This is a genomic window from Calditrichia bacterium (assembly GCA_020634975.1).
GTDB lineage: Bacteria > Calditrichota > Calditrichia > RBG-13-44-9 > J075 > JACKAQ01.
In genome coordinates this window covers 661696-687181 of sequence record JACKAQ010000001.1, presented here as the reverse complement: position 1 = coordinate 687181, position 25486 = coordinate 661696, and the positions used below count along the sequence as shown (strand labels likewise).

The window sequence follows — 25486 nt, the reverse complement described above, 5'->3', positions numbered from 1 at the left end:
CAATGAAAATAAAAATGATAATGTTTTTGGCAATTCTGTTACTTTGGACAGGTTGCGAAAAAAAAGAGCTGCCTCAAAATGTAGTTTCTACTGTTGGTGACAAGCCAATTTCGTATGACGAATTTTTGTTCAGTTACCTCACGATGCCGAAACATCCCTCCAATATCACCGAGCGGGAAGCGCGGTTGCAGCAGATGGATTACCTGAACGACCGGATGCATTTATTCCTTTCCGCAGAGGCGGACGGACTGGATGAATCGCCGGAAATTCTGGAAAAAGTGGATTACATCCGCAACCGCGAAACGTTGAAATATCTTTATCGGAAAGAGATTTGGGAGCAATTACCGGTAACCGACGACGAGGCGTGGGCAGAGTACAAACGTGAAAATATTGAGGTAAAAGTGCGACACCTGTTTGCGGAAAGCCGCGAACAGGCTCAACAGTTTTACGACCGTTTGCAAAACGGCGAGTCGTTTGAGTCGCTCGCCGGCGAAGCATTTCAGGACAGCGTGCTGGCTGCCAACGGTGGCGATTTGGGCTGGTTGACTGTTACATCGCTGGATCCGCTGCTGGTGGACAGCGTTTACAACGCCCGGTTGGGAATGCCGACGCAGCCGTTGCAGTCCAGCTTTGGCTGGCATGTGATGAAAGTTGAAGACATCAAACAAAATGTTTTTTTGAGCCGTGATTATTTTGAAAAAAATAAGGAAACGTATGTCAATTCGCTGCGGAGCAGACGGGCGACACGGCAAAGCCAGGCTTATGTAAAACAGGCACTTACGGGAAAAACCGTGACGATAAAAGGCGAAGTTCTCACCAAATTATTGCAGGTGAACCAAACCCATTTGCGAATGCAGCGCCGGGAATCGCCGTTGCCCGCGCCGTCTGTGGACGATCTGCAATTGTTAAAAATCGCCCGGGATTCGGATGAATTTCTCAACGAAACGTTGGTAGAATTCACCGGCGGAAGTTGGACGGTGTTGGAATTTCTGGATCAAATTCGCCGGATGCCGCCGATGCAGCGCCCGGAAAAATTATACGATCGCGGTGCGTTGTCGAGCCACATCATCGATATGGCTCGCGATAATTATTTGCTGGATATCGCCCGCGAAAAAGGATACGATCAGGCCAAACCGGTTGAGCAGGAAGTCGAACGCTGGCGGCGATCGGTGTTGGCGAGCGAGTTTCTCCGGCGTATCCAACTGGTGGCGTATAAAGAGGAAAATCCCGAAAAATGGGCTGAGCGTCGCGCGTTGTACGAGCGCATCAAAGCCGAAAATCCGGCAGTGGTTGACACGACGAATTTATTTCAGGATGTAAAACCTGTGGACCTCGAGAAACGGGTTCAGGCAATTCCGATGGTGCTTCGGAGTAATTATAGCTGGTAAATTCTAATGAGTTATAAACTTATGAATGATTTTATTAAACAGTTGTTTGGCAACTCTTTATTCAAATATCAACGCAAAGATCAGGTGAATAAAATCGCAAAAAAATTTTTTCTTGACTATGAATTTTCCTCTGCATAAAATTGGACACTCAGTTTGGAGTGACGTTTTGCCAAGTGCGACGAAAGTTCTCGATTTTCGAACTTTTTTTGGCTATCAACTTTGACATTAAATTTAAGTGAATTTCGTTTCACTTATTATTTTAAAGAATACAATTTGTTTCAGGTATTACCGGAGGTCCAAACGCGATAAACTGTTACACACACTTAATACGTTTAATCCCTACATTTCATTTGCAAATACCGGTCGTACCAGTCATCCGGTTTTAGCCCATTGGCAAACTGTTTTTGTTGCCTACGGGTTGGCAAAGCTGTGCTTTTTATATAATTTGGAATAATTCGCTAAATAAATAATCATCATTATTTCACCGTATTCAGGAGGTGCCCTCGTGAAGGTGAACCGTATAGTATGGGTATTGTGTGTTTTGCTGTTTGCTTCCCTTTCAATTTATGCCGGGACAACGGGCAAAATCGTCGGTACCGTCACCGATAATGGAAACGGCGAACCCCTAATCGGGGTTAACGTGATTTTAGAAGGAACAACTTTGGGTGCTACTACAGACCTTGATGGTTCCTATCTCATCCTCAACGTGCCGCCGGGTTCATATAATGTTTTGTTTCAATATCTTGGATACAGGGATGTCCGCATTGCTCCTGTAAATGTCAGCGTTGATTTTACAACCCGACTGAGCACTAAAATGGAAGAGGCGTCGGTTGAGCTTGGCGAAACGGTTGAAGTTGTCGCCGATCGCGAAGTAATTCGCCGGGACCTGACCTCATCGCAAGCGGAAGTTAGCGCGGATGAGATTGCCAACATCCCGGTTGAAGAATTTGAGGATGTCCTCCAATTGCAGGCTGGTGTAACCCGTGGCGAAGGTGGTGGTTTCCACATTCGCGGTGGTCGTTCATCGGAAGTTGCCTACTGGGTGGATGGTGTTTCTGTAACCGATGCTTTTGACGGCAGCAACGCTGTCGAAATCGAAAATAATGCTATTCAGAGTTTGCAGGTTATCAGCGGAACTTTTAACGCTGAATACGGGCAGGCGATGTCCGGTATTATTAATATTGTTACCAAAGAAGGCGGTTCGGAACTTACCGGAAATATTTCGGCATACGCCGGAGATTATTTTTCCAACGACAGTTACGGTGCCACGGATGTGTTTGATCCGAATTCGAACGATCAGGTGTATCTAAACCTCGACGACGTAGCTCCTTCACAAATATATAATGTGAACGCCAGTTTGGATGGTCCGATTCCCGGCACCAAATCCAAAGGACGATTTTTTGTGAATTTCCGGCGTTTTTACAACGAAGGCTATCTGTATGGCCGGCGGGATTGGCGTGCTGATGGCGATACCACTTTGGTTCGCGCCAGCAACCGTTTTGAGGTGTTGGGCACGCCCGGTGATGGTGCAATCGTTCCGATGAATTCCGAATCTTGGTATAGCGGGCAGGCAAACCTGACCTATCAACTGACCAACCTGATCAAGGCTCGGGTGAAATTCAATTACGAAGATCGAGAATTCCGCGATTATGACCATTTCTACAAATTAAATCCGGATGGCGATTACAGCAAATTCCAAACCGGATACAACGGAACGGTGTCGCTGGATCATACATTGAGCAACCGGGCATTTTATACGCTCAAATTCTCCCAGTTCGAAAAAGAATTTACCCAATATGTCTACGAAGATCCTTCCGATAGCCGTTACACAAACAATGACAAATTTTCTGTGCCCTCGCTGAATTTTTCCATCGGCGGTCAAAAAAATGAGCATTTCAACAGAATTACACGAACACAGATTGCCAAATTCGATTTTACCGCCCAGGTTAACGATAAACATTTGATGAAGGCCGGTATCGAAGCCCGTCGACATAAACTCAGCTATGAGCAATTTAATGTAATCGATTCGAACCTGAGCGATACACTGTTTACCGCTGTAAAACCGGGCATTAACGATCCGAACTTTACGGCATATACCTTCGAACCGGAAGAATTTTCGGTTTATGTTCAGGATAAAATGGAATACGAAGATTTTATCGTGAACATCGGTTTGCGGTTGGATTATTTCAATTCCAATGGCCGGGTGCTGGCGGACCCGCTGGATCCGAACATCCAGTCGCCGTTGCTTTCCGCGAATCAGGATTTGACATTGGCAGAACGCGAAGCCATTTGGTATGACGATCCATCCAGTAAAGTGCAGGTTTCGCCGCGTGTTGGTGTGGCGTATCCCATCAGCAGCCAGGGTGTTGTGCACTTTTCCTACGGACACTTTTTGCAGATTCCCGAGTTCCGGTTGCTGTATGACAACCCGGAATTCCGGGTAACCCGCCAGAACGGCTCCGGCAACCTGATTGGCAACTCCGATTTAGATGCCCAGAAAACTGTGATGTATGAAATCGGTTTGCAGCAGCAATTGACGGAAGATATCGGTGTGGATATCACCGGTTTTTACCGGGACATTCGCGATTGGGTGGGAACATCGCCGTTGCAGATTACCTACGCACCGGATGTATCCTACAGCAAATACGAAAACCGCGATTACGCAAACATCCGCGGTTTGACCATCGCATTCAAAAAACGTTTCTCCAGCAATTTTTCGGCAAATGTGGATTACACATTTCAGGTTGCAGAGGGCAACTCCTCCGATCCGGCAGATGCATTTAACGATGCACAAGCCAATCGCGAGCCGCGCCGGGAAATTATCCCGCTGGACTGGGACCGCAGCCACGTGTTGAACGGCAACGTTTATATTGGCATTGGCGGCTGGGGCACCAGTATTCTGGGGCGTTTCGAATCCGGTTTGCCATATACGCCGCAAGTGTTGACAGCTGCAACCAGCGGATCGAGCATTCAATCCGGTTTAACTGAAAATAGCGAGCGACGCCCGAACTTGTTAACCTTTGATCTCCAGTTGTTCCGGGATTTCAGATTTAACAATATGAACGTATCGCTGTTTGCCAAAATTTACAACCTGTTGGATAGCCGTGGCGAACAATCCGTTTGGGGCGACTCTGGCCGGGCAACATACACACTGCAAAATACAACCCAGGGCAGTGCAGATCCCGAATATCTGGTTCAGCCGCAATTTTACACTGAGCCGCGCCGTATCCAAGTTGGGTTTAACCTGGGTTTCTAAAACGTAAAAGGTAAACGAATGAAAAACATATTTACATTCATCGCTGCAACGGCGTTTGTCATTTTGCTGATGACAATAGAAGGGCAGACCCAAACGCCGTTTTACCAAACCATACGCGGTGATATTAACAGCCGTGCAGGTAATGTGCACAGTGGTAATCAGGTGCGCACCTCATTTTTCAACTATGGCTTTATCGGACGCCGCTCCGGCCGTGCGGACGACTTTGGTGGCGAATGGCCGATCAACTCCGGTCACGAATACGTTGGAGATATTAGCGTAATGGTCGGTGCACAGGTGCGCTTGCCAAGTGGCCGGATACTCACACCGGTGACAGTCGCAGACGGACCGCGCGGCAGTAACGAATATAATCCCAACGATCCCAACGATTTTTGGGGATGGGAACCGCTGCCGCAGTTTGCCCGCGAATCGAGCGATCCGGACAGCCAGTTGGTGGCAATGAGCCACCTCCCGGATACGTGGCCAAACCGGTGGCCCGATCGCCTGAATGATGTCAGCGATCCGGGTTGGGATAACCAGTGGAACGGTTTCTTCGGAAAAGACCAGTTCAACGCCGATCAGGAAAGTTTCTGGTGGATGGACGACAGTAGAGACCGTGAATTTATCCTCACCAACGATCCGTTTTATCCGGATTCCGCCGATCAAACCCGTGGCGGTTTGGGGTTGGTTTCTTCCGTGCGCGGTTTTCAGTGGTCGCAGGCATTGGCGCAAAACACCCTGTTTTGGCTGTACGAAGTTACCAACGTCGGCACAACCGATTACAATAAAGCGGTTTTCGGCGTGATTGTCGGAACCATCATCGGTGGCGATGGCGATACCGGCGATGACAACTCCCGTTTCGAACTTGCAGAAGACATCACCTACTCATGGGATAACGACGGCAGCGGAAACTCTGGCGGCACCATTTTTTCACCGGTGGATGTGCTCGGCTACGCATTTTTGGAAAGCCCTGGCAACCAGGTGAACGGCGTGGACGACGACAGCGACGGCAACGGTTCCGGTGGTGATGTGCTCGATGCCAACTTCCTCCGTTCCAAAATCGTAACCTCCGGAATGGACGTTATTTCTATCGATTACACCTCCGCAAATTTTGATCGCGAGCTGATCAGCTTTCCTGCTGAAGGCTTGACATACATTGTAAACAGCGACACCTTCACGATAAATGTTGGCGATACCCTGATAGAATTGATTGGCAACGGTTTCGATGACAACCTCAATGGGTTGATCGACGAAAACCCGGAAATCAACGACGGCATTGACAACAACGGCAACGGGTTGATCGACGAAGATAACCCGCAAATCGGGCGTTTATTTGTCAATTATTTTACCGGCGAAGGACTGGATAACCCGATGATCGACGAAGGTCGCGATGACCTGATCGATAACGACGGAGACTGGAACGCCGGCACCGACGACGTTGGATTGGACGGTCAGGCAGATACATTTGACGAAGGCGAAGGCGACGGCGTACCGACCTCAGGTTTCCGGCTAGATCCGGTCACCGGTCGCACCATCGACACCGGTTTGCCCGGTGAGCCGAACATCGACAAAACCGACATCGACGAATCCGACCAGATCGGTTTGACCAGCTTCTTCCTTTTCAAGCCGTTTAACCTCATCCGTTTGCGCAACGATGGGCAATTGTGGGATGTTTTAACACCCGGATATCTGGATGACGTGCTCCAAAATGACGACGTTGACTTTATTTACGGCACCGGTTATTTCCCGTTGCGCGCCAAACAAACCGAACGTATTTCGCTGGCATTTTTCTTTACCAAAGGCTCCATCTCCAATCAGGGAACCGACCTCGATCCGGCGGTAAAAGCAGAATTGTTCCGCGTAAAACGCACAGTGCAAACGATTTACAACAACGATTACAACTTTGCGAAAGCGCCGTTGATTCCCAAACTTGTCGCTGTTCCCGGCGATAACTCCGTAACGCTGTATTGGGATAAAAGAGCCGAAACCAGCTTCGACCGGTTGTCGTTGGTGGCTACCGGAGACGGATTCGACTTCGAAGGTTACAAAGTTTACCGGGCAACTTTCCCGTCATTCGACGAAACAGGTGTTGTGACCAACGTTTTCGGGTCCCGTGTGGCGGATGTGCCGATCGCTCAATACGATTTGGTGAACGATTATCAGGATTTCTTCCCGGAAATTGACGATCAGGGCGGCACCTTCTACCTCGGTGAAAATACCGGCTTGGTGCACACATATGTGGATAGCACCGTGAAAAACGGTTTCACCTATTTTTACGCGGTAACCGCATACGATCGTGGCGTGCTGCAAGGTGCCGAAACATTATTCCCGGCAGAAACGGCAAAATTTGCCGCCATTAAAACGACCGGAGAAGTGGATTTGGCGCAAAACGTGATTCAGGTTCGTCCGGAAGCACCGGTTGCCGGTTACTCCGCGCCGGAACTTTCCGTTGTCGATCACATCAGCGGCGATGGCACCGGTCAGGTTATTTTTGAAGTGATCGAACCGCTTTCGCTTAAAGACGGAAACGAATACGAACTGAGCTTTGACGATACGACCCTTACCAACCAGCGCGGCAACACGCCGAAAGTTCAGACCTACGGTTTCACCGTAACCAACCTGACCAGTGGCGACACGCTCATTTTTAACGACACCAAACTTGGCACAGACGCCACTATTTTTGAAGGCTTGAAACTGCAAATTCTGAACGACCCGACGTTGGTCGGAAACACAAGCCTGGCAACCTGGTCCAATACCGATCCTGAATTGTTGAAAGCCGCATTCTGGGGCAAGTTTAGCGCCGGTTCCATTCAGGGCGAAATTTATCCGGCAAATTACCAACTGGAAATTACCGAACCCGCCGCCGGTGATACTGCTTCCGGAATTAGCGGTGTCGGTCTGCCGCCGGCATCGCCGAAAGTAGTTACCAACTACAGGATCAAAAATGTCTCCGAAAATCGCTATGTGGAATTTAACCATTACGATTTACCGGCTGGCGATGCCAACGGCATTTTGGATCAAAGCGATTTGGTGATCATTTTCGAATACGACGATAAAGTGGATAACAAATACTTTACTTCCGGTGCGTTGCGGATGGATGTTGGCACCGCAACAACCGTTTTGCCGAATCCGGGCGACGTGCTCACGCTGCCACTCGGCGGCAGCAAGGCATTCCTGAGCTATGATAAATTCCGCATCAAAGTGAATAAAGCACCTTCGGTTAACGAAGCGCAGGCAAAAACAGATCTCGAGAAAATAAAGGTTGTACCGAACCCGTATGTAGCAACCGCAATTTGGGAACCGCGCAACAACTTCTCGAACGGTCGCGGCGAACGCTCGATCCACTTTATTCACTTGCCGAAACAATGCACCATCCGCATCTTTAATGTGCGCGGTGAACTTGTTGATACTATTGAACATAGCTCGTCGTTAAATGACGGCACTGCAGACTGGGATTTGCTGACAAAAGACAATATTGAAGTGGCATACGGCATCTATATTTACCATATCGATGCGCCGGGTGTCGGGCAGTCCACAGGCAAATTTGCCATCATTAAATAACACGTTGTAATGCGTAAAAAGAGCAAATAAAAATGACATCCCTTCCGCCGGAACAAAAATCCGGCGGAATGAAAAAGGAGTTAAAGTCATGAAGCACATAAAAATTGCGATCTCCATTTTAACGGCTCTGTGCCTCTCGTTGCCTGTTTTCGGGCAGGTTACCAAAGTGGGCACAACGGCTGCGGCGTTTTTGAAAATCGCCAACGGCGCACGTTCGCAGGCAATGGGCGGCGCGTTTGTTTCTGTCGCAAACGACGTAACTGCGCTATACTGGAATGTGGCCGGGGTTGCCCAGCTAACCAGCCCGGAGCTCAGTTTCACCCACTCGGAATGGTTGCAGGAAATCAATTACGATAACCTTGCCGTTGCGCTGCCGCTCGGTTCCGCCGGTGTTTTCGGCGTGTCATTCACGGCAATGACAATGGGCGAAATGGAGCAAACCACCGAGCTGCAGCCGGAAGGCACGGGACTGTTGTTCGATGCCGGCAGCTATTCAGCCAATATTTCGTTTGCCCGCCAGTTAACGGACAAATTTATGATCGGTTTCACTGGAAAATATGTCCGGGAAAATATCTGGAATTCCAGCGCATCCGCTGTTGGGCTGGACGTGGGAACATTGTTCGAAACGCCGTTTAATGGGATGCGCCTCGGCATGAGCATCAACAATTTCGGTACCAAAATGCAAATGGACGGCGATGACCTGCTGATTCAGGTTGACCCGGATCCCTCGCGCTCGGGTAACAACGAGAACATCAGCGCCCGCTATCTCACCGACCGCTTTGATATGCCGTTGGTGTTCCGCGTCGGTTTGTCCATGGAACTGGTGAAAAGCGAGCAAAACCGTTTGACCGTCGCGGTGGACGCACTGCACCCGAACGACAACGCCGAAAGCATGAATTTTGGCGCTGAATACGCATTCAACGAAATGTTTTTCCTGCGGGGTGGTTATCAATCGCTGTTTTTGGAAGACAGCGAAGAAGGTTTTACCGCAGGCGCAGGCATTTACACCCGCGTGCCCGGATTAACCTTTAAGCTGGATTATGCTTATCAGGATTTTGGGATGCTGGATAACGTGCAGATGTTCACTGTTCGGTTGTCGTTCTAATCCGGAACAGGTTTTTTTTAATCAAATAGAGAGGAGAGAAAAATGGAAAGCAAAACGATGATTTCCCGGCTCCTGCTTTTGATTTTTTTTGCACAGAGTAGCCTGCTTTTTGCGCAGCAGGATTATGACGTTTTTTTTCCAGTTGATATGTCTGTTCAGATTGCCGTAGGCAATTTCGATCCGAACAACCCGGCAGACCAGGTGTTTGTTCGCGGTTCGTTCAACGGTTGGAGTGAAGATAATCCCATGAGTCCCAATATTTTTACACCAACGGACTACGAAGAAGTTGTCGTAATGAATCTGACCCCGGTAACAGATACGGTTGCCTACAAATATTTCTACCGCTCGGCTTTCAATGGTGATGTTTGGGAAGGCGGTAGTGACTACAAATTTAGTCCAACAGGAAATGAAACCGATACGGATAATAATGGCAATCCAAATCTGGATATACTCAGGCGGTATTTTGATGGGCTTATTATAGACGAGTTTTTTACGACGGCAACGGATATCATTTTTGAAGCTGATATGTATGAGGCATTAGAATTTTTGTCGATCAATGGTGTCATTACATACGGTGGTGGAAACGTAACCTCAATCGATACGGTTTATCTCGCCGGTGGTGCCCCGAGAACAACACCTGCAATGGCATGGGTATGGGATTTGGTACCTGGCGATTCTGTTCGTGAAGCATTGCAAATGAACGATAATGGCACTAATGGTGATGAATTTGCCGGAGATGATATTTGGTCAATCACGATTAATTTCGGTGTTGGCGCCCCGAAAAATATTTCCTGGAAACATGGTATTGCCGGATACGACAACGAGGCCGGATTTGCACAAGATCACAATGAAAATGTAGCTGAAATTGCTGATGCTAATAACGGTCGTGTATTTAAAATATTCGGTGAAAATGGGAGTTATTACAACGCTTATATCGTTGGCATCAATGATCTGGACGAAGATTTTTTCAGCCAGCCGGAAACCTATCAATTGTATCAAAACTACCCGAACCCCTTTAACCCTGCCACAACCATCGAATATGCGTTGAGCAGTGCCGCAGATGTTGAGTTGGCAATATTCAACGTTGTGGGGCAAAAAGTTCGCACGTTGGTGAACGAAAGCGTTGCAGCTGGCGTGTATCATGCGGTTTGGGATGGTCGAGATGATCGCGGAAATAGCGTATCGACGGGCGTTTACTTTTACCGCCTGAGCGCGAATAATATTGTGCAATCAAAGAAAATGTTGTTTGTGAAATAATGTAATTTTTTGGATTTGGCTTATCCAAAAATGGATGAGCCAAATCCAGCTTTGAGAATGGTTTGCAATTCCGTAATCGCAGACAATCAAATTCTCTCCAAATTCACTCTAACCTGCTTCATCAAAACACTGGTTCGCTTGATGAAAAATTTCCGCCCAAAATATTTGATAATACTGTTGTTACTGCCATTGCTTTTGTGGCAATGCGCAAAAGATACGAGCAACCGAATCGTTATCTGGACGACCATGCGACCGGTGGAGCGTGACCTGCTTCAGAAAAAACTGGACGAATTTGCCGCGACGCATCCCCAATACGAATTCCGGCAATTGTATTACCAGACAGAAGAATTGCGTCCGAATTACATGATTTCTGCGCTCGCTGGAAAAGGCCCGGATTTGATCCACGTTGCCAGCGATAACGTCGGACCGCTTTCCGAACTCAAAGTGGTAAAGCCGCTGGAAGATTATTTTGATCAGGCTTATCTGGATCAATTTCTCACCGATCCGTTCAGCGCTAATACAACATTAAACGGACATCTCTATCAAATTGCCGATCGCGTCGGCAATCACCTGACCCTTGTTTACAACAAAAAATTTGTCAAAGAGCCGCCCAGAACCATCGAAGATTTGATCCGGATGGGGAAGGAACTGGCGGTTGATGCAGATAACGATGGCAATCCCGATCGTTATGCACTCGCCTGGAATTTTATCGAACCATATTTTGCGGTGCCGTTTATCGGGCTGTACGGCGGGTGGATTTTGAATGACCAAAATCAACCCACTTTGGATACCAAAGCGGTCGCCAACGCAGCGCAGTTGATTTACGATATGGCGAACAAATACAAAATTATCCCGCGCGAATGCGATTACGAAACCGCCAACGCCCTGTTTCTCGATGAAAAATCGGCAATGATTATCAACGGCCCGTGGTCATGGGGCACCTATATCAAACGCGGAATGGATATCGGTTTGGCGCGCATTCCCATGAACGGCGAAACCGGGCAATGGGCAACACCGATCGTTTCGCCTGTGGGTTATATGGTCAACGTTAACCTGACCGGCGAACGACTGGATATCACGCTGGAATTGTTGCGATACCTCACATCCAGCGAAACGCAGCTGGCTTTTGCCCGCGAATTTAACTTGATTCCCGCCCGAAAAGCGTTGGTGGACGATTCCGTTTTGGTGAAAGATCCGCTGTATCAGGCGGCGCTCGATCAAATGAAAGTGGGTCGCCCGATGCCGGTTGTTACGGAATTGCGCTGGATTTGGGATGCGATGCGCCCGGGATATCAGGGCATTTTCACCGGACGATACACACCGGAGGAAGCCGCCAAAGAAATGCAGCAACTGGCAGAAAAACTGATTCGCGAAAACAGGGAATAGGAAAAAACGGAAAACGCAAAGGCGCTTCACGAATCGCCTTAAAATCTGCGATTAAAAATTTATTTTTTATAAATAAACAGACGAGAAAACTGTGGCAGCAACGGCATCGAAATACGGCAGTAACACCAGACTGGCTTACATGTTCCTGTTCCCCGCGTTTTTTATGATGGGACTGGTGGTGTTCTATCCCTTTATTTATAATCTGGTTATCTCCTTTTCAAATATGAACTTAACCAACTTTCACGATTGGCAGTTGAAAGGGTTGGGTAACTATTTGCTGGTGTTGAAGGAATCCACATTCTGGTGGTTTCTTTACAAAACCGTGCTGTGGACGGTACTTAACCTGATTTTCCATGTAGGCATCGGCGTGTTTCTGGCGGTCATTCTCAATAAAGATTTGAAAGGGAAAACCTTTTTCCGCACGCTGCTGATTTTACCGTGGGCAGTGCCGCAATACATCACCGCGCTCACCTGGCGCGGCATGTTCAACTCCGAATACGGCGCAGTCAACCTGATTTTGGACGGACTGTTCGGCACCCAGGTTTCCTGGCTTTCCACCGAATGGGGCGCGTTTGCAGCGTGTTTGATCACCAATATCTGGCTCGGTTTTCCATTTATGATGATTGTGGCGTTGGGCGGATTGCAAAGTATTCCCGATGCGCTCTACGAAGCTGCGGATATAGACGGTGCAACGCCGTGGCAGAAATTTCGCAACATTACCATGCCGATGCTCAAACCGGTGATGGTTCCCGCAATCACGCTCGGCGTGATCTGGACCTTCAACAATTTCAACGTTGTTTGGCTGGTGAGCAACGGCGGCGAACCGTCCGAAACCACCCACATTTTGGTGAGCTGGGTGTATCGCGCGGCATTTTTCTATTACCGGATGGGCTATGCCGCATCGTTTTCAATTATCATTTTCCTGATCCTGTTCCTGTTTAGCTGGAAGTTCATCAAACGCACCAGCGCAACGGATAATGTGCATCAGTGAGTAGGATAAAGGGTTAAGGATAAAGGATAAATTTTTGGGCACGGCGGAACGTGCCGGTAAAATGAAAGAAAAATCGGGCAGAAATATGAGAAATCCACGATCGTTATCACTCAAAGGGCAAATTGGCGCGTATGCGGTGCTGACCATTTTTGCAGCGTTTTCCATTTATCCGGTGTTGCGGGTGTTTTCCATTTCGCTGCGACCGGAAGGACGCCTGCTCACCCGTTCGCTGGAAATCATCCCGGACGGCGCAACAATTTCCTCATACGTCAAACTGTTTTGGGATACCGATTTTTTGATCTGGCTGGGCAACAGCCTGTTCATTTCAATTGTGGTAACCATCATCGGTGTCGGGCTCGCGACAACTGCCGGTTACGCCTTTTCGCGATTCCGTTTCCCCGGGCGTAACGGCGCGATGATTGCCATCATCACCACCCAAATGTTCCCGGTGAGTATGTTGCTGCTGCCGCTGTTTATTTTGCTTATCAAAATGCAGCTGTATGATTCGTTTTTGGGATTAATTATCGCCTATTCGGCAACGGCGCTGCCATTCACCATTTGGCAAATGAAAGGTTATTACGACACCATTCCATACAGTTTGGAAGAAGCCGCGATGATCGACGGCGCATCGCCGCTATATACATTTTGGGTAATTATTTTACCGCTGGCGCTACCGGCACTGGCGATTACGGCGCTGTTCTCGTTTATGACGGCGTATTCGGAATATCTGGTGGCAGTGGTGCTCATTCAAAATACGGATTATTTTACTCTGCCGTTGGGATTAAAAAGCTTCCAGGCAACCATGGAAGCCACATGGGGATTGTATTCCGCCGGTGCAATAGTGGTGAGCATGCCGGTGGTCGCGCTGTTTTTGTTCCTCAGCCGCTTCCTCATTTCCGGTTTAACGCTCGGCAGTGTAAAAGGATAAGTTGTTGAAAAACAAATAGTTGTTGAAAATTTATTGAATTGAATGTCAGAGGTGTGTGAAAATGTTAGAAAAAATTGCCCGAAAAATGACGTCTTTGGGCTTTACGTTATATGAGGCAAAGGCATACATTTGTCTGCTGCAAAATTTTCCGGCAACCCGATATGAAATCAGCAAAAAAAGCGGCGTGCCCCGTTCAGCAATTTATGATGTTATCCAGCGATTGGAAAATTTCGGCGCGGTAAACGCCATTTCCAGCAAACCGGAAAAATACGTGCCGCTGCGTCCCGAACGATTTGTTGAATTGCTGGAAAATCGTTACAAAAGCCAGATCAGCGAATTTTACGACAGCGTTTCCGAGCTGGAAGTGGAAATCGAAACGGAAAATTTGTGGAACATCACCGGTTATGCCAACATGATTTTGAAGGCGAAAGAGATGATCAAAGCCGCCACAAAAGAGGTGTATCTTTCCACCTGGGACCGGGAAATTCAGGCGTTGAAAGATGAATTGAAAGATGCGGTTAATCGCGGCGTAAAGGTCGTTATTTTTTCGTTTATCAAAACAGTGGATTTTGGGTTGGTGTATAGTTATGGACTGGATGAGGAAGATCTCGGCAAAGTGTGGGATCACAAAATCATCCTCGTTCGCGATATGGAAGAATTGCTGATGGGCGAAGCAAATAAAGAATTTCCCAAAAAAGTAGCCTGGACCACCAACACAGCCATCGTTATGATTGCCGCAAATCACGTTATTTTGGATATTACATTGTTTGGACTGCGAATGGGCAAAGATGTGAGCGAAGCCGTAATCGAAAAGCAACCCGGCGAACTGGACTTTTTGGGCGAATTGCTCCGCAAAAAATTTCCGGACAACCCCATTCTCAACGCCAGCGCCAACGAGAGCGGCGAAAACGTATTTCATCCCATTCCCGCAGCTTCCCGTTCCGACGCTTACGACGATGTGAAAAACGGTAAATAATCCGCAACTTAATGTTGAAAAACACCCCCCCAAAAGGTGCCGTCATGCTCAAAAAACTAACATTTTTTCTCTTTGCTTTACCCGTAATGTTGTTCGCACAAGCCATTCAGGTTAGCTCGCCCGGAGATGTGTTGCAGGTGAATTTTTCGCTGGAAAACGGCGAACCGCGATACAGTATTTCACGATTGGGCGGGGAAGTGATTCGTCCGTCGCGGCTCGGTTTCAAATTTCGCAACGCGCCGGAAATGACCGGAAATTTCCAAATTGCCGCTTCAAATCAAACCTCATTTGACGAAACGTGGACACAGCCGTGGGGCGAAAAAAAAGATATCCGCAATAATTACAACGCTTTACGAATTGAACTTCAGGAAATCGCTGCGCCAGCGCGACAGCTGATCATCGAGTTTCGCGTATTTGATGACGGCGTGGGTTTCCGGTACGAAATCCCCGAACAGCCCAATTTCCAATCCTTCGAAATCAGCGACGAAGTGACCGAATTTGCCCTCACCGGCGATCACGATGCCTGGTGGATTCCCGCCTATCAATGGAACCGTTACGAATATTTGTATCACCACACGCCCGTTTCGCAAATGGACACGGTGCACACGCCGGTGACGATGGAAACCGCTGACGGGCTGTATCTCAGTTTTCACGAAGCGGCGCTGTTCGACTACGCCAGCATGACGTTGGCAGTCAACAACGAGAACGTTCTGGAAGCGGATTTGGTGCCGTGGTCGGATGGCGTGAAAGTAAAATCCGCCGCACCGATGCGCTCGCCGTGGCGAACCATTCAGATTGCCGACACCCCAGGCGGGTTGATCACTTCGTATCTCATTTTAAATTTGAACGAACCCAACAAACTGACGGATATTTCCTGGATCAAACCGGGTAAATATGTGGGCATCTGGTGGGAAATGCACCTCGATGTATCCAGTTGGGGCTCCGGTGAAAAACATGGCGCAACCACAGCAAATACAATGCGTTACATCGATTTCGCAGCGAAAAACGGCTTCAGCGGTGTGCTGGTGGAAGGTTGGAATGTCGGTTGGGACGGCGACTGGGTTGCCAATGCCAACAAATTTTTGTTTACCCAACCGTATCCGGATTTTGATATCAACGCATTATCCGCGTACGCGCAGAAAAACGGCGTTCGGCTGATCGGTCATCACGAAACCGGCGGCAGCATTTTGAATTACGAAAAGCAGTTGAGCGATGCATATAAGTATTATCAAAAACTGGGTGTTAGAGCTGTAAAAACCGGATACGTCCGGCATGGCAGAGAAATTGAGCGGCTGGATGAAAACGGCAACGTGCAACGGGAATGGCATCACGGTCAATTTATGGTTCGCCATTATCAAAAAACCGTGGAAGAAGCTGCCAAACACCAGATAATGCTCAACATTCACGAGCCGATCAAGGATACCGGCATTCGCCGGACTTATCCCAATTTGCTCAGCCGGGAAGGCGCTCGCGGTCAGGAATTTAATGCATGGGGCGGAGAAGGCGGCAATCCGCCCGATCACGTTGTCATTTTGCCGTTTACCCGTTTGCTCAGCGGACCGATGGATTATACGCCAGGCATTTTCGATTTGCTGTTTGAAGAAGCTCGTCCGAACAATCGCATCAACTGCACGCTGATGCAGCAGTTGGCGTTATACGTGGTGTTTTACAGCCCGCTGCAAATGGCTGCGGATTTGCCGCAAAATTACGATGCGCGACCAGATGCCTTCCAATTTATAAAAGATGTGCCTTGCGATTGGGAAGATACCCGCGTGCTGAACGCCCGCATCGGCGATTACATCACCACCGTGCGGAAAGATCGCAACAGCGAAGATTGGTATCTCGGCAGCATCACCGATGAAAATGGGCGAATATTGGCGGCAAACCTCAGTTTTCTCGATCCCGCCAAAAAATATGTTGCGGAAATTTACCGCGATGCAAAAACCGCAGATTGGCAAACCAAACCGTACGATTATGAAATTGTGAAACAACTGGTGGACAGCCAAACAACCCTGCAACTGCGATTGGCGCCCGGCGGTGGTCAGGCAATTCGGTTTCGTCCGGCAAGTGCGGCGGATGTGAAAAATTTGTCGCCCAAAAAATAGTTTTGGGGCAGAATTACCGTGCAGATGTCATTTCCGCAATCTTTAAGCGGGAATCTATAAATTTCAATGTTTGGATGCCCGATAAAAACAACGGGCATGATGTGCTAATCCCAAGTTGTTTTTATACAACTACTTACACAAAAAATGATCATCGAATGAAACATCTGTTTACAAAAAAAAATAGTCCAAAAAGGCTTACTTGCGTAATTTTTATGATTGCGCTGGCGCTCAGTTGCACAAATTCCGGCGGGAAAACACCGATGAAACTGCCAACCGCAGATGCGTTATTTTGCGCAACTTGCCATCGATTTGCCAAATGCAGAATCGCGGGTGTATGCATTTACCGATCGCGTGGGCGGATTTTGGGAAGGGCAAACCTTTGGCTACAATGCAAATGGTGGATTCAATATCGATGGCAATCGCGAGCTGCGCGATATTTTGGTGAGTGCGGACGGTGCGTTGCTCAATCGCAAATCTGCTGAAAATGTGCGCATGCTGCCCCACCAAATTCAGCACAGGTTTTCATCCGACGCAACGGAAACCATTACCGTGCTTTCCGGGCAAATGGGGATGATTGTTTCGCTGAACAGCTCGACGCCGGTCGCTTGGGAAGTGCAGCCGTTTGTGGGCTATCCTGTTGAAAATATGGTGGTTGACACATCTGAATTTCCACAACTGTTATTCGCGAAACATCGCGCCAGCAAATACTGGATGGGCGTTTATTCCGCTGCCAACGGCAATTGGCTGCCCGCAACAACCGATGCCGGAACAGTGCCGGAACCGTTAAATCCCGCACATTTCATTCGCCAAAAATGGGTTTCGGAGAAAGCGGCGCATGCAGATATCGTATTTTTATTCGGCGAAAACAAAGCGGAACTGGCGCAAAAAATCCGGGAAATTGGCGCAGCGCCGGAACAATCGATCGCCAAACGGAAGCAGGAAATTGCCCGATTGCTCCAAAAATCCTGGTTCCAGACCAACGATCCGCAATATGACAAAGCCCTGAATTGGGCAAAAATTGCCGGAAACGAGCTGGTTGTGCAGCAATTTGGCAAAGGCATTTGGGCGGGTTTGCCGTGGTTCAACCAAAGTTGGGGACGCGACACCTTTATTGCGTTGCCGGGAATCTCGCTGGTGACCGGGCAATTTGCCGATGCGGCAGACATCATCCGCAGCTTTAGCGATTACCAAATTACCGATCCGCAAAATGAGTTGTTCGGGCGGGTGCCCAACCGGGTAAATTCGCCGGACGATATTATTTACAACACCACCGACGGCACGCCCTGGCTGATTCGCGAGATCGCCGAATACGTATTTTTCACCGGCGATACGGCGTTTGCGCGGCAGATTTTTCCCGTTATCCAGTGGGCAATTTCAGGTGCCAAACAAAATTTTCTCGACCAAAACGGGCTGATGTCCCACGCCAACGCCGACACATGGATGGACGCAAAAATTCGCGGCAACCAAGCCTGGTCACCACGCGGCGATCGCGCGGTGGATATTCAGGCGCTCTGGTTTAACCAACTGAAAGTGAGTGCCGCACTCGCGGATGTGTTGGGCGAAAAACAACTTTCCGATGAGTGGCATGCGCTTGCAGAACAAGTTAAACTTAGTTTTAACAAATACTTCCGCAATCCGGTGGGCAATGTGCTGTACGACCACATCAATCCGGACGATTCGCCGGATGTGCAGATTCGCCCGAACCAGATGTTCGCGCTGACCATTCCGCAAACGGAAAATCTTATCGATTCAGATGTAAAATCCGGTGTTGTGCGGCAGGTGGTTTCCGAGCTGACTTATCCGTATGGTGTTGCCTCGCTGTCGCAAAATGATCGATATTTTCACCCGTATCATCATGACCAAATTTATCATTTCGACGCGGCGTATCACAACGGATTGTGCTGGCAGTGGAATGCGGGACCCGTGATTGGCGGCATGGTGGAAATGGGGTATCAACATCTGGCGTTCGAACTCACCGAAAATTTAACCGACCAAATTTTGAACGAAGGCATGCCCGGATCGATGTCCGAATTGGTGCTGCCCGGACTCGCCGAAAATGGCGCATTGCAACTCAGCGGCACCTATTCGCAGGCGTGGTCGGTTTCGGAATTTGTGCGGAATTTTTATCAGGATTATCTCGGCGTTCGGGTAAACATGCTGCGCCGGGAAATTGTTTTCGCGCCGCGTTTGCCGGAAAAATTGACGTCTGTTCGATTTCTGCAAAATTTCGGGCGGGATGAGCAGATTGAAATTGCAATCGAAACCGCCGCAGATAGCCAAACGATCACGTTTTGGGGCACAAATTTGGCATCGCCGGTGAATCTGAAAATCGAGAGATTGTCGCCGGAATTTGCAATTTTCGCAACGGATTTCACCCTCCACAGCGGCGAAACAATAACCCTGAAATTGGATGATTCGGTCAAAATGAGTGGCGAACTGAACGGAAACCCGTTGCAATTTGAGCCAACCGGCGCATCGATTCCCAAACCCTCTGCTGATCTCAAATTCCAGACGTTCCGGCTAAACCCGAATCTGGAAGCGTTGAAAATGCCGGATTTTCTGGAAAAAATACGGGTTGCGGAAGCGCCATAAATCGTGAAATGTGAGTGGAGATAAGTAAAATGAAAATAATTATTTATGGAGTGTTTTCTGCGGTGTTTTTAACTGTTTTTTTCTCCGCCTGCGGTTCGCACTCCGATTCCGAAACCGCACATTTGCCGGTAACGACGATGGACGCGATCCAAAAAAAGGCGCCGGAATGGAGCCAAAACGCCACGATTTACGAAGTGAATTTGCGCCAGTTTTCCGAATCCGGTAGCATCGCCGCATTTCAGGAATCGCTGCCGCGATTAAAGGAAATGGGCGTGAAAATTTTGTGGTTGATGCCCATCCAGCCTATCGGCGAAAAAAATCGCAAAGGCACATTGGGCAGCTATTATTCCATCAAAAATTACACAGCCGTCAACCCCGAATTTGGAACATTGGCAGATTTCAAAAATATGGTGCGGGCAGCGCACGAATCGGGCATGTTTGTGATCCTCGATTGGGTCGCCAACCACACCGCATGGGATCATCCGTGGGTTTCGGAACATCCTGACTGGTTCACCCGCGACAGCAGCGGCAACATGCAGCCGCCGGTTGCGGACTGGCACGATGTGGTGGATCTGAATTACGAGAATCATGCGATGCGGGCTGCGATGCTGGATGCGCTGAAATTCTGGGTTCGCGAAGCTGATGTTGACGGTTTCCGCTGCGATGTTGCGGAGATGGTGCCGCTCGATTTCTGGCGGGCTGCGCGATCGGCGCTGGATGTTATCAAACCCGTTTTCATGCTCGCCGAAGGTGAAAAAGCAGAGCTGCACGAAGCGTTCGACATGACTTATGGTTCGAAATTTCATCATTTGCTGAACAGCGTCGCGATGGGCGAAAACACCGCCAACGATCTGGCGGAGCATATTATTCTTGATGAAGCGACGTATCCGGCGGATGCGTATCGCATGCAATTCACTACCAATCACGATGAAAATTCCTGGAACGGCACCGTTTTTGAGCGGCTCGGCGACGGCGCGGAAGCCTGCGCAGTGCTTGCCGGACTGGTACCCGACATGCCGCTGGTGTATAACGGACAGGAAGCCGGGATGGACAAACGCCTCGATTTTTTTGAAAAAGATCCCATCGAGTGGCGGGAGCACCATTATTTTGAAATCTATAAAATATTGTTAAATCTGAATTTAGAAAACAAAGCGCTGTGGAACGGCAAAGCCGGCGGAACATTTGCCCGGATTGCCGGTGATAACGATGCCGCAGTGCTGGCGTTCACCCGAACAAACGGCGAATACGCAGTTGCGGGAATTTTCAACCTCAGCGGCGACAAACAATCGGTTCAATTATCCGAAGCGATTTCCGGTAATTTCCGCGAACCGTTTTCTGCGAAACCGTCGGAAGTCCGCACCGTTCAAAATAATAAGTTTGATCTTAACCCGTGGGAATATCGGGTTTTTGTAAAGCCATAATTTTTAAGGAGTTATCTGATGAAACGTTTCGTTACGCTGTTATTTTTACTGGCAGCATTTTCAATCGCAACGGCGCAGGTAGTTGTGACCGTTCCCGAATTTCCGACGGAAAATGATTCGATTGTCGTGATTTTTGATGCGACCGAAGGCGATGGCGGATTGCAGGGGTTTAACGGCGATGTGTATGCGCACACCGGTGTGATCACCAATTTGAGTACCGGACTTTCAGACTGGAAATATGTCAAAACGCCGTGGCCGAACGGGTCGAACAATAATTTGGCCAACACACCGGCAAATAAATTGACGCGAATCAGTCCGGATTTGTATCAACTGGTGATCGGTTTTCCACGTGAATATTACGGCTTGCCAAACCCTGCAGAGACGATTGAGAATTTATCATTTGTGTTCCGCAGCAGCGATGGAGGAACAACGGGGCGTGCGGTTGGCGGTGCAGATATTTACGCACCGGTTTACGAGCCGGGCATTGCGGCAGTGCTGATTTCGCCGAGCGTTTCATCTCAATACGGCGATCCGCGTCGCTCACCGGTGTTCGCCAGCGCAGATGATACGGTGCTGGTTTCCGCCAAAGCCGGCGGCACGGAAGTGAGCACAATGGCGCTGTATCTCGATGGCTCGCTGGTTGCCCAAAGTTCAACAGATTCAATCGGTTACGAATTTTTCACTGCCGGTCAACCTGCCGGATTTCGCAGCTTCCGGCTGATCGCCACCGCGGTAAACCTCACCGCCGACACGGTGGATTTCGATGTAAAAATCAACACCGAGCCGACCAACGCGCTGCCGCCATCCGGCATCAAACCGGGCATCAATTACATCAATAATTCGACCGTAACGTTGGCGCTGTTTGCACCGGAAAAAGAATTTGTGTATCTGATCGGCGATTTCAACGATTGGCTGGTGGACGATGCGTTTTACATGAATCGTTATGCGCCATCGCCGGACAGCACGCTTTGGTGGATCACATTGGATAACCTCGTTGCGGGGCAGGAATACGCATTCCAGTATCTCATCGATGGCAGCATTCGCATCGCCGATCCCTACACCGAAAAAGTGCTCGATCCGTGGAACGATTCATTTATTCCATCGGTCACGTATCCGAATTTGAAACCCTATCCCGCCGGAAAAACCGGCGAACCGGTTTCGGTGATCCAAACGGCGCAACCCGAATTCAACTGGGTGTACAGCGATACTTTTCAGCGTCCGCCGCAGGATGAATTGGTGATTTACGAATTGCTGCTGCGCGATTTTATCGAGCGCCACGATTACGAAACGCTGATTGATACGCTGGATTATTTGCAACATCTGGGCATCAACGCCATCGAGCTGATGCCGTTTAACGAGTTTGAGGGCAACTCCAGTTGGGGTTACAATCCCTCATTTTTCTTTGCGCCGGACAAATATTACGGCACCGCCGATGCGCTGAAAACCTTCATCGATGAATGCCACCGGCGCGGGATTGCGGTGTTGATGGACATCGTGCTCAACCACGCCTACGGGCAATCGCCGATGGTGCGGATGTATTGGAACGAGCTGCTCGGGCGTCCGGCGGCCAACAATCCGTGGTTCAACGAAGTGTCGCCAAATCAAGTATTTTCATTCGGTTACGATTTCAATCATGAAAGCGTGCACACCAAAAACTTTATCGACCGGGTGAATTTATTTTGGTTGCAGGAATACAAGATCGATGGCTATCGCTTCGATTTCACCAAAGGATTTACCAACACACCCGGCGATGGCGGCGCGTACGATCCGGCGCGAATCGCCATCCTCAAACGCATGGCGGATGTCATCTGGGATTTCGACAGTACCGCCGTTGTCATTCTCGAACATTTTGCGCCCAACAACGAAGAGAAGGAATTGGCGGAGTACAATCAGGGCATGCTCATTTGGGGCAACCTGAATTACAATTATAACGAAGCCACGATGGGTTACCACGATGGCGGCAAATCGAATTTTTCGTGGGGCTATTTCGGGCAGCGCGGGTGGAGCAAAGCACATCTGGTGACCTACATGGAGAGCCACGATGAGGAGCGCCTGATGTTCAAAAATCTGGCGTTTGGCAACAGCTCCGGCGGTTACAGCGTGAAAGATTTTAATACCGCCATCAATCGCAACAAAATGGCGGCGGCGTTTTTCCTGACCATTCCCGGTCCGAAAATGATCTGGCAGTTTGGCGAATTGGGCTACGATATTTCCATTGACGATCCCTGCCGGGTGTGCGAAAAACCCATTTTGTGGGAATACAATACGGAAATTAACCGGAAGCGGCTCTATCGAACCTATCAGGCGTTGCTGAAATTGCGTCGGGAAAACGCTGTTTTCCGCGATCCGGCAACTACAGTAACCCAGGATTTGGCCAGTCCGGTTGGCGGCAAAGTGATTACGCTGGCGCACCCGGAAATGAAAGTGAGCATCGTCGGGAATTTCGGCGTTTTTCAACTGAGCGTGAACGGCAAGTTTGCCCACACCGGCACCTGGTACGATTATTTTAGCGGCGACAGCATAGTGGTGACCGCAACCAACCAGAATGTTTCGATGCAGCCCGGCGAATTCCATATTTACACCGATGTGCGCCTCGATCCGCCGGACAGCGACCTGCTGCTGGGCATCGACGACGAGCTGCCGGGAACGGCGCCGCTGCAATTTGCATTGGCGCAAAATTACCCGAATCCATTCAATCCGACGACGGCTATCAGCTATCAATTGCCATCGATTAGCGATGTTAATCTTAAAATTTACAACACCTTGGGACAATTGGTAAAAACGCTGGTTTCCCAAAAACAGTCCACCGGAAATTACGCCGTGCAATGGGACGGCACCAACGATCTCGGCGAGCGCATCGCCAGCGGCATTTATATTTACCGCCTGCAGGCGGGTGATTTTATCCAGTCCCGCAAAATGATTTTGATGAAGTAATCGCGATAATTTATTGCAAAATAATGTATTACGCCGGGTGGTTATTTGTGGGCTGTCCGGCGTTTTTTTTGTGAATGGGCGAATGGAATTTATGAGTTGAAGGGGAAAAGTGGTCAGCTTGCTGTTCCGCTACACCCAACGAACCCCGCACTTCACTTTTCACTTTTCGCACTTCGCATTTTGATCAAATCGGTCTTTTGCTTTACAACGGGATTTGCGGGTGATATATTCTGAAATGAAAATGACAAAAAAGGAGGATGCCCCATGAATCGCAACGAATTGACTACCTTTTTTCGCGAGGTGCGCAAGGTAACCGAAGCCATTTGCGAACCGCTGACCGTCGAGGATCACGTCATCCAGCCCGTGATGGATGTCAGCCCGCCAAAATGGCACATGGGTCACACCAGCTGGTTTTTCGAAGCCATGTTTCTGGATAAAATGATTTCGGATTACCAATGGTTTCATCCGCAATATGCCTATGTGTTCAACTCGTATTACGAATCGTTCGGGCAGCGCATCGACCGGAACACCCGCGGGCACATGTCCCGCCCGACGCTCACGGAAACGTTGGCATATCGCAAATATATCACCGATCGCATGTGCGAACTCATCGAAAAAGTGGACGAAGCGCAATATCCGCAGTTCAGCAAACTGATCATTTTATCGCTGAACCACGAACAGCAGCATCAGGAATTGCTGCTCACGGACATCAAATATATTTTGGCAAGCTCGCCGCTGCGTCCGGCGTATCGCAAATTAAAAGACAAACTCAGCCGAACAACTGCCATTCCGGCGACGGAATTTGTCGAATTTTCCGGTGGCGTGCACGAAATCGGTTATCAGGGCGAAGGCTTTTATTACGATAACGAGCGACCGGTGCATAAGCAATATTTACAAGACTTTAGGTTGGCTGATCGATTGGTAACCAACGGCGATTATCTGGCGTTTATCGAAGATGACGGCTACACCGATTTCCGCTGGTGGCTTTCCGAAGGCTGGGAAACGGTGAAAACCGAAGGCTGGACAAAGCCGCTCTATTGGGAAAACATCGACGGTGAATGGCACGAATTTACGCTCGGCGGATTGCAAAAACTCAATTTGAGCGCACCGGTTTGCCACGTCAGTTATTTTGAAGCGGACGCTTTTGCGCACTGGTCGGGCAAACGGCTGCCCACGGAAGCCGAATGGGAAGTTGCCGCCAGAATGACCCACCAGCAACCTGACGGACAGAATTTTTATGATCGCCAAAATTTCCATCCGCTCCCGCTATCCGAAAGCGAGGCGATGGGCAGCGGGCTGAAACAGATGCTCGGCGATGTGTGGGAATGGACGCGCAGCAGCTATCTGCCCTATCCCGGTTACCGGCAGGAAGAAGGTCCGCTCGGCGAATACAACGGCAAATTTATGATCAACCAAATGGTGTTGCGCGGCGGCTCCTGCGCCACTTCCGAAAATCATGCGCGGATTACCTACCGCAATTTTTTCCAGACGGATAAGCGCTGGCAATTCAAAGGGTTTCGATTGGCTGAAGATGTGTAATTTTTTGAAAATAAATAAGTTGAAACAAATTAATGTGTGAGAATTGTGCG

The 25486-nt window shown here is 49.0% G+C and carries 14 protein-coding genes; all 14 read left to right on the top strand.

Annotation, left to right across the window (positions count from 1 at the left end):
* Nucleotides 1-2 precede the first annotated feature (2 nt).
* The 14 genes from H6629_02665 (at nt 3) to H6629_02600 (ending at nt 25436) form a co-directional block, all read left to right on the top strand.
* Nucleotides 3-1388, top strand: coding sequence for a peptidylprolyl isomerase (locus H6629_02665; GenBank protein MCB9066700.1), 1386 nt, complete (start codon nt 3-5; stop codon nt 1386-1388).
* A gap of 511 nt (nt 1389-1899) precedes the next feature.
* On the top strand, nt 1900-4644 hold the full coding sequence (locus tag H6629_02660) for a TonB-dependent receptor (GenBank protein ID MCB9066699.1): 2745 nt from the start codon (nt 1900-1902) through the stop codon (nt 4642-4644).
* 18 nt (nt 4645-4662) lie between these two features.
* Nucleotides 4663-8202, top strand: a complete 3540-nt coding sequence (locus H6629_02655; GenBank protein ID MCB9066698.1) for a hypothetical protein — start codon at nt 4663-4665, stop codon at nt 8200-8202.
* A gap of 88 nt (nt 8203-8290) precedes the next feature.
* Nucleotides 8291-9307 carry a PorV/PorQ family protein gene (locus H6629_02650; protein MCB9066697.1) on the top strand — a complete coding sequence of 339 codons (1017 nt, stop codon included), beginning with the start codon at nt 8291-8293 and terminating at the stop codon, nt 9305-9307.
* 42 nt (nt 9308-9349) lie between these two features.
* Nucleotides 9350-10564, top strand: coding sequence for a T9SS type A sorting domain-containing protein (locus tag H6629_02645; GenBank protein MCB9066696.1), 1215 nt, complete (start codon nt 9350-9352; stop codon nt 10562-10564).
* Nucleotides 10565-10705: 141 nt separating this feature from the next.
* The gene (locus H6629_02640; protein ID MCB9066695.1) at nt 10706-11950 is read left to right on the top strand and encodes an extracellular solute-binding protein; all 1245 of its coding nucleotides are present in this window, start codon (nt 10706-10708) and stop codon (nt 11948-11950) included.
* A gap of 139 nt (nt 11951-12089) precedes the next feature.
* Complete coding sequence (locus tag H6629_02635; protein MCB9066694.1) at nt 12090-12941, top strand: sugar ABC transporter permease; 852 nt, start codon at nt 12090-12092, stop codon at nt 12939-12941.
* Between the two features lie 85 nt (nt 12942-13026).
* Complete coding sequence (locus H6629_02630) at nt 13027-13869, top strand: ABC transporter permease subunit (protein MCB9066693.1); 843 nt, start codon at nt 13027-13029, stop codon at nt 13867-13869.
* 61 nt (nt 13870-13930) lie between these two features.
* On the top strand, nt 13931-14845 hold the full coding sequence (locus H6629_02625) for a TrmB family transcriptional regulator (GenBank protein ID MCB9066692.1): 915 nt from the start codon (nt 13931-13933) through the stop codon (nt 14843-14845).
* A 44-nt stretch (nt 14846-14889) separates the two neighbouring features.
* Entirely contained in the window at nt 14890-16950 is a 2061-nt protein-coding gene (locus H6629_02620) for a glycoside hydrolase family 97 protein (GenBank protein ID MCB9066691.1), read from the top strand.
* Between the two features lie 279 nt (nt 16951-17229).
* Nucleotides 17230-19542 carry a hypothetical protein gene (locus tag H6629_02615; GenBank protein ID MCB9066690.1) on the top strand — a complete coding sequence of 771 codons (2313 nt, stop codon included), beginning with the start codon at nt 17230-17232 and terminating at the stop codon, nt 19540-19542.
* Nucleotides 19543-19679: 137 nt separating this feature from the next.
* Nucleotides 19680-20963 carry an alpha-amylase gene (locus H6629_02610; protein MCB9066689.1) on the top strand — a complete coding sequence of 428 codons (1284 nt, stop codon included), beginning with the start codon at nt 19680-19682 and terminating at the stop codon, nt 20961-20963.
* Between the two features lie 18 nt (nt 20964-20981).
* Complete coding sequence (locus tag H6629_02605; protein MCB9066688.1) at nt 20982-23897, top strand: T9SS type A sorting domain-containing protein; 2916 nt, start codon at nt 20982-20984, stop codon at nt 23895-23897.
* 264 nt (nt 23898-24161) lie between these two features.
* Nucleotides 24162-25436, top strand: coding sequence for an ergothioneine biosynthesis protein EgtB (locus H6629_02600; protein ID MCB9066687.1), 1275 nt, complete (start codon nt 24162-24164; stop codon nt 25434-25436).
* The last annotated feature ends 50 nt before the right edge of the window (nt 25437-25486 follow it).

Excerpts from the sequence above, each read along its gene's own strand:
- H6629_02650 (MCB9066697.1), top strand. The coding sequence starts at position 8,291 with ATGAAGCACATAAAAATTGCGATCTCCATTTTAACGGCTCTGTGCCTC.
- H6629_02645 (MCB9066696.1), top strand. The coding sequence starts at position 9,350 with ATGGAAAGCAAAACGATGATTTCCCGGCTCCTGCTTTTGATTTTTTTT.
- H6629_02630 (MCB9066693.1), top strand. The coding sequence starts at position 13,027 with ATGAGAAATCCACGATCGTTATCACTCAAAGGGCAAATTGGCGCGTAT.
- H6629_02600 (MCB9066687.1), top strand. The coding sequence starts at position 24,162 with ATGAATCGCAACGAATTGACTACCTTTTTTCGCGAGGTGCGCAAGGTA.
- H6629_02625 (MCB9066692.1), top strand. The coding sequence starts at position 13,931 with ATGTTAGAAAAAATTGCCCGAAAAATGACGTCTTTGGGCTTTACGTTA.
- H6629_02655 (MCB9066698.1), top strand. The coding sequence starts at position 4,663 with ATGAAAAACATATTTACATTCATCGCTGCAACGGCGTTTGTCATTTTG.
- H6629_02620 (MCB9066691.1), top strand. The coding sequence starts at position 14,890 with ATGCTCAAAAAACTAACATTTTTTCTCTTTGCTTTACCCGTAATGTTG.
- H6629_02610 (MCB9066689.1), top strand. The coding sequence starts at position 19,680 with ATGGACGCGATCCAAAAAAAGGCGCCGGAATGGAGCCAAAACGCCACG.
- H6629_02615 (MCB9066690.1), top strand. The coding sequence starts at position 17,230 with ATGCGTTATTTTGCGCAACTTGCCATCGATTTGCCAAATGCAGAATCG.
- H6629_02635 (MCB9066694.1), top strand. The coding sequence starts at position 12,090 with ATGTTCCTGTTCCCCGCGTTTTTTATGATGGGACTGGTGGTGTTCTAT.
- H6629_02605 (MCB9066688.1), top strand. The coding sequence starts at position 20,982 with ATGAAACGTTTCGTTACGCTGTTATTTTTACTGGCAGCATTTTCAATC.
- H6629_02665 (MCB9066700.1), top strand. The coding sequence starts at position 3 with ATGAAAATAAAAATGATAATGTTTTTGGCAATTCTGTTACTTTGGACA.
- H6629_02640 (MCB9066695.1), top strand. The coding sequence starts at position 10,706 with ATGAAAAATTTCCGCCCAAAATATTTGATAATACTGTTGTTACTGCCA.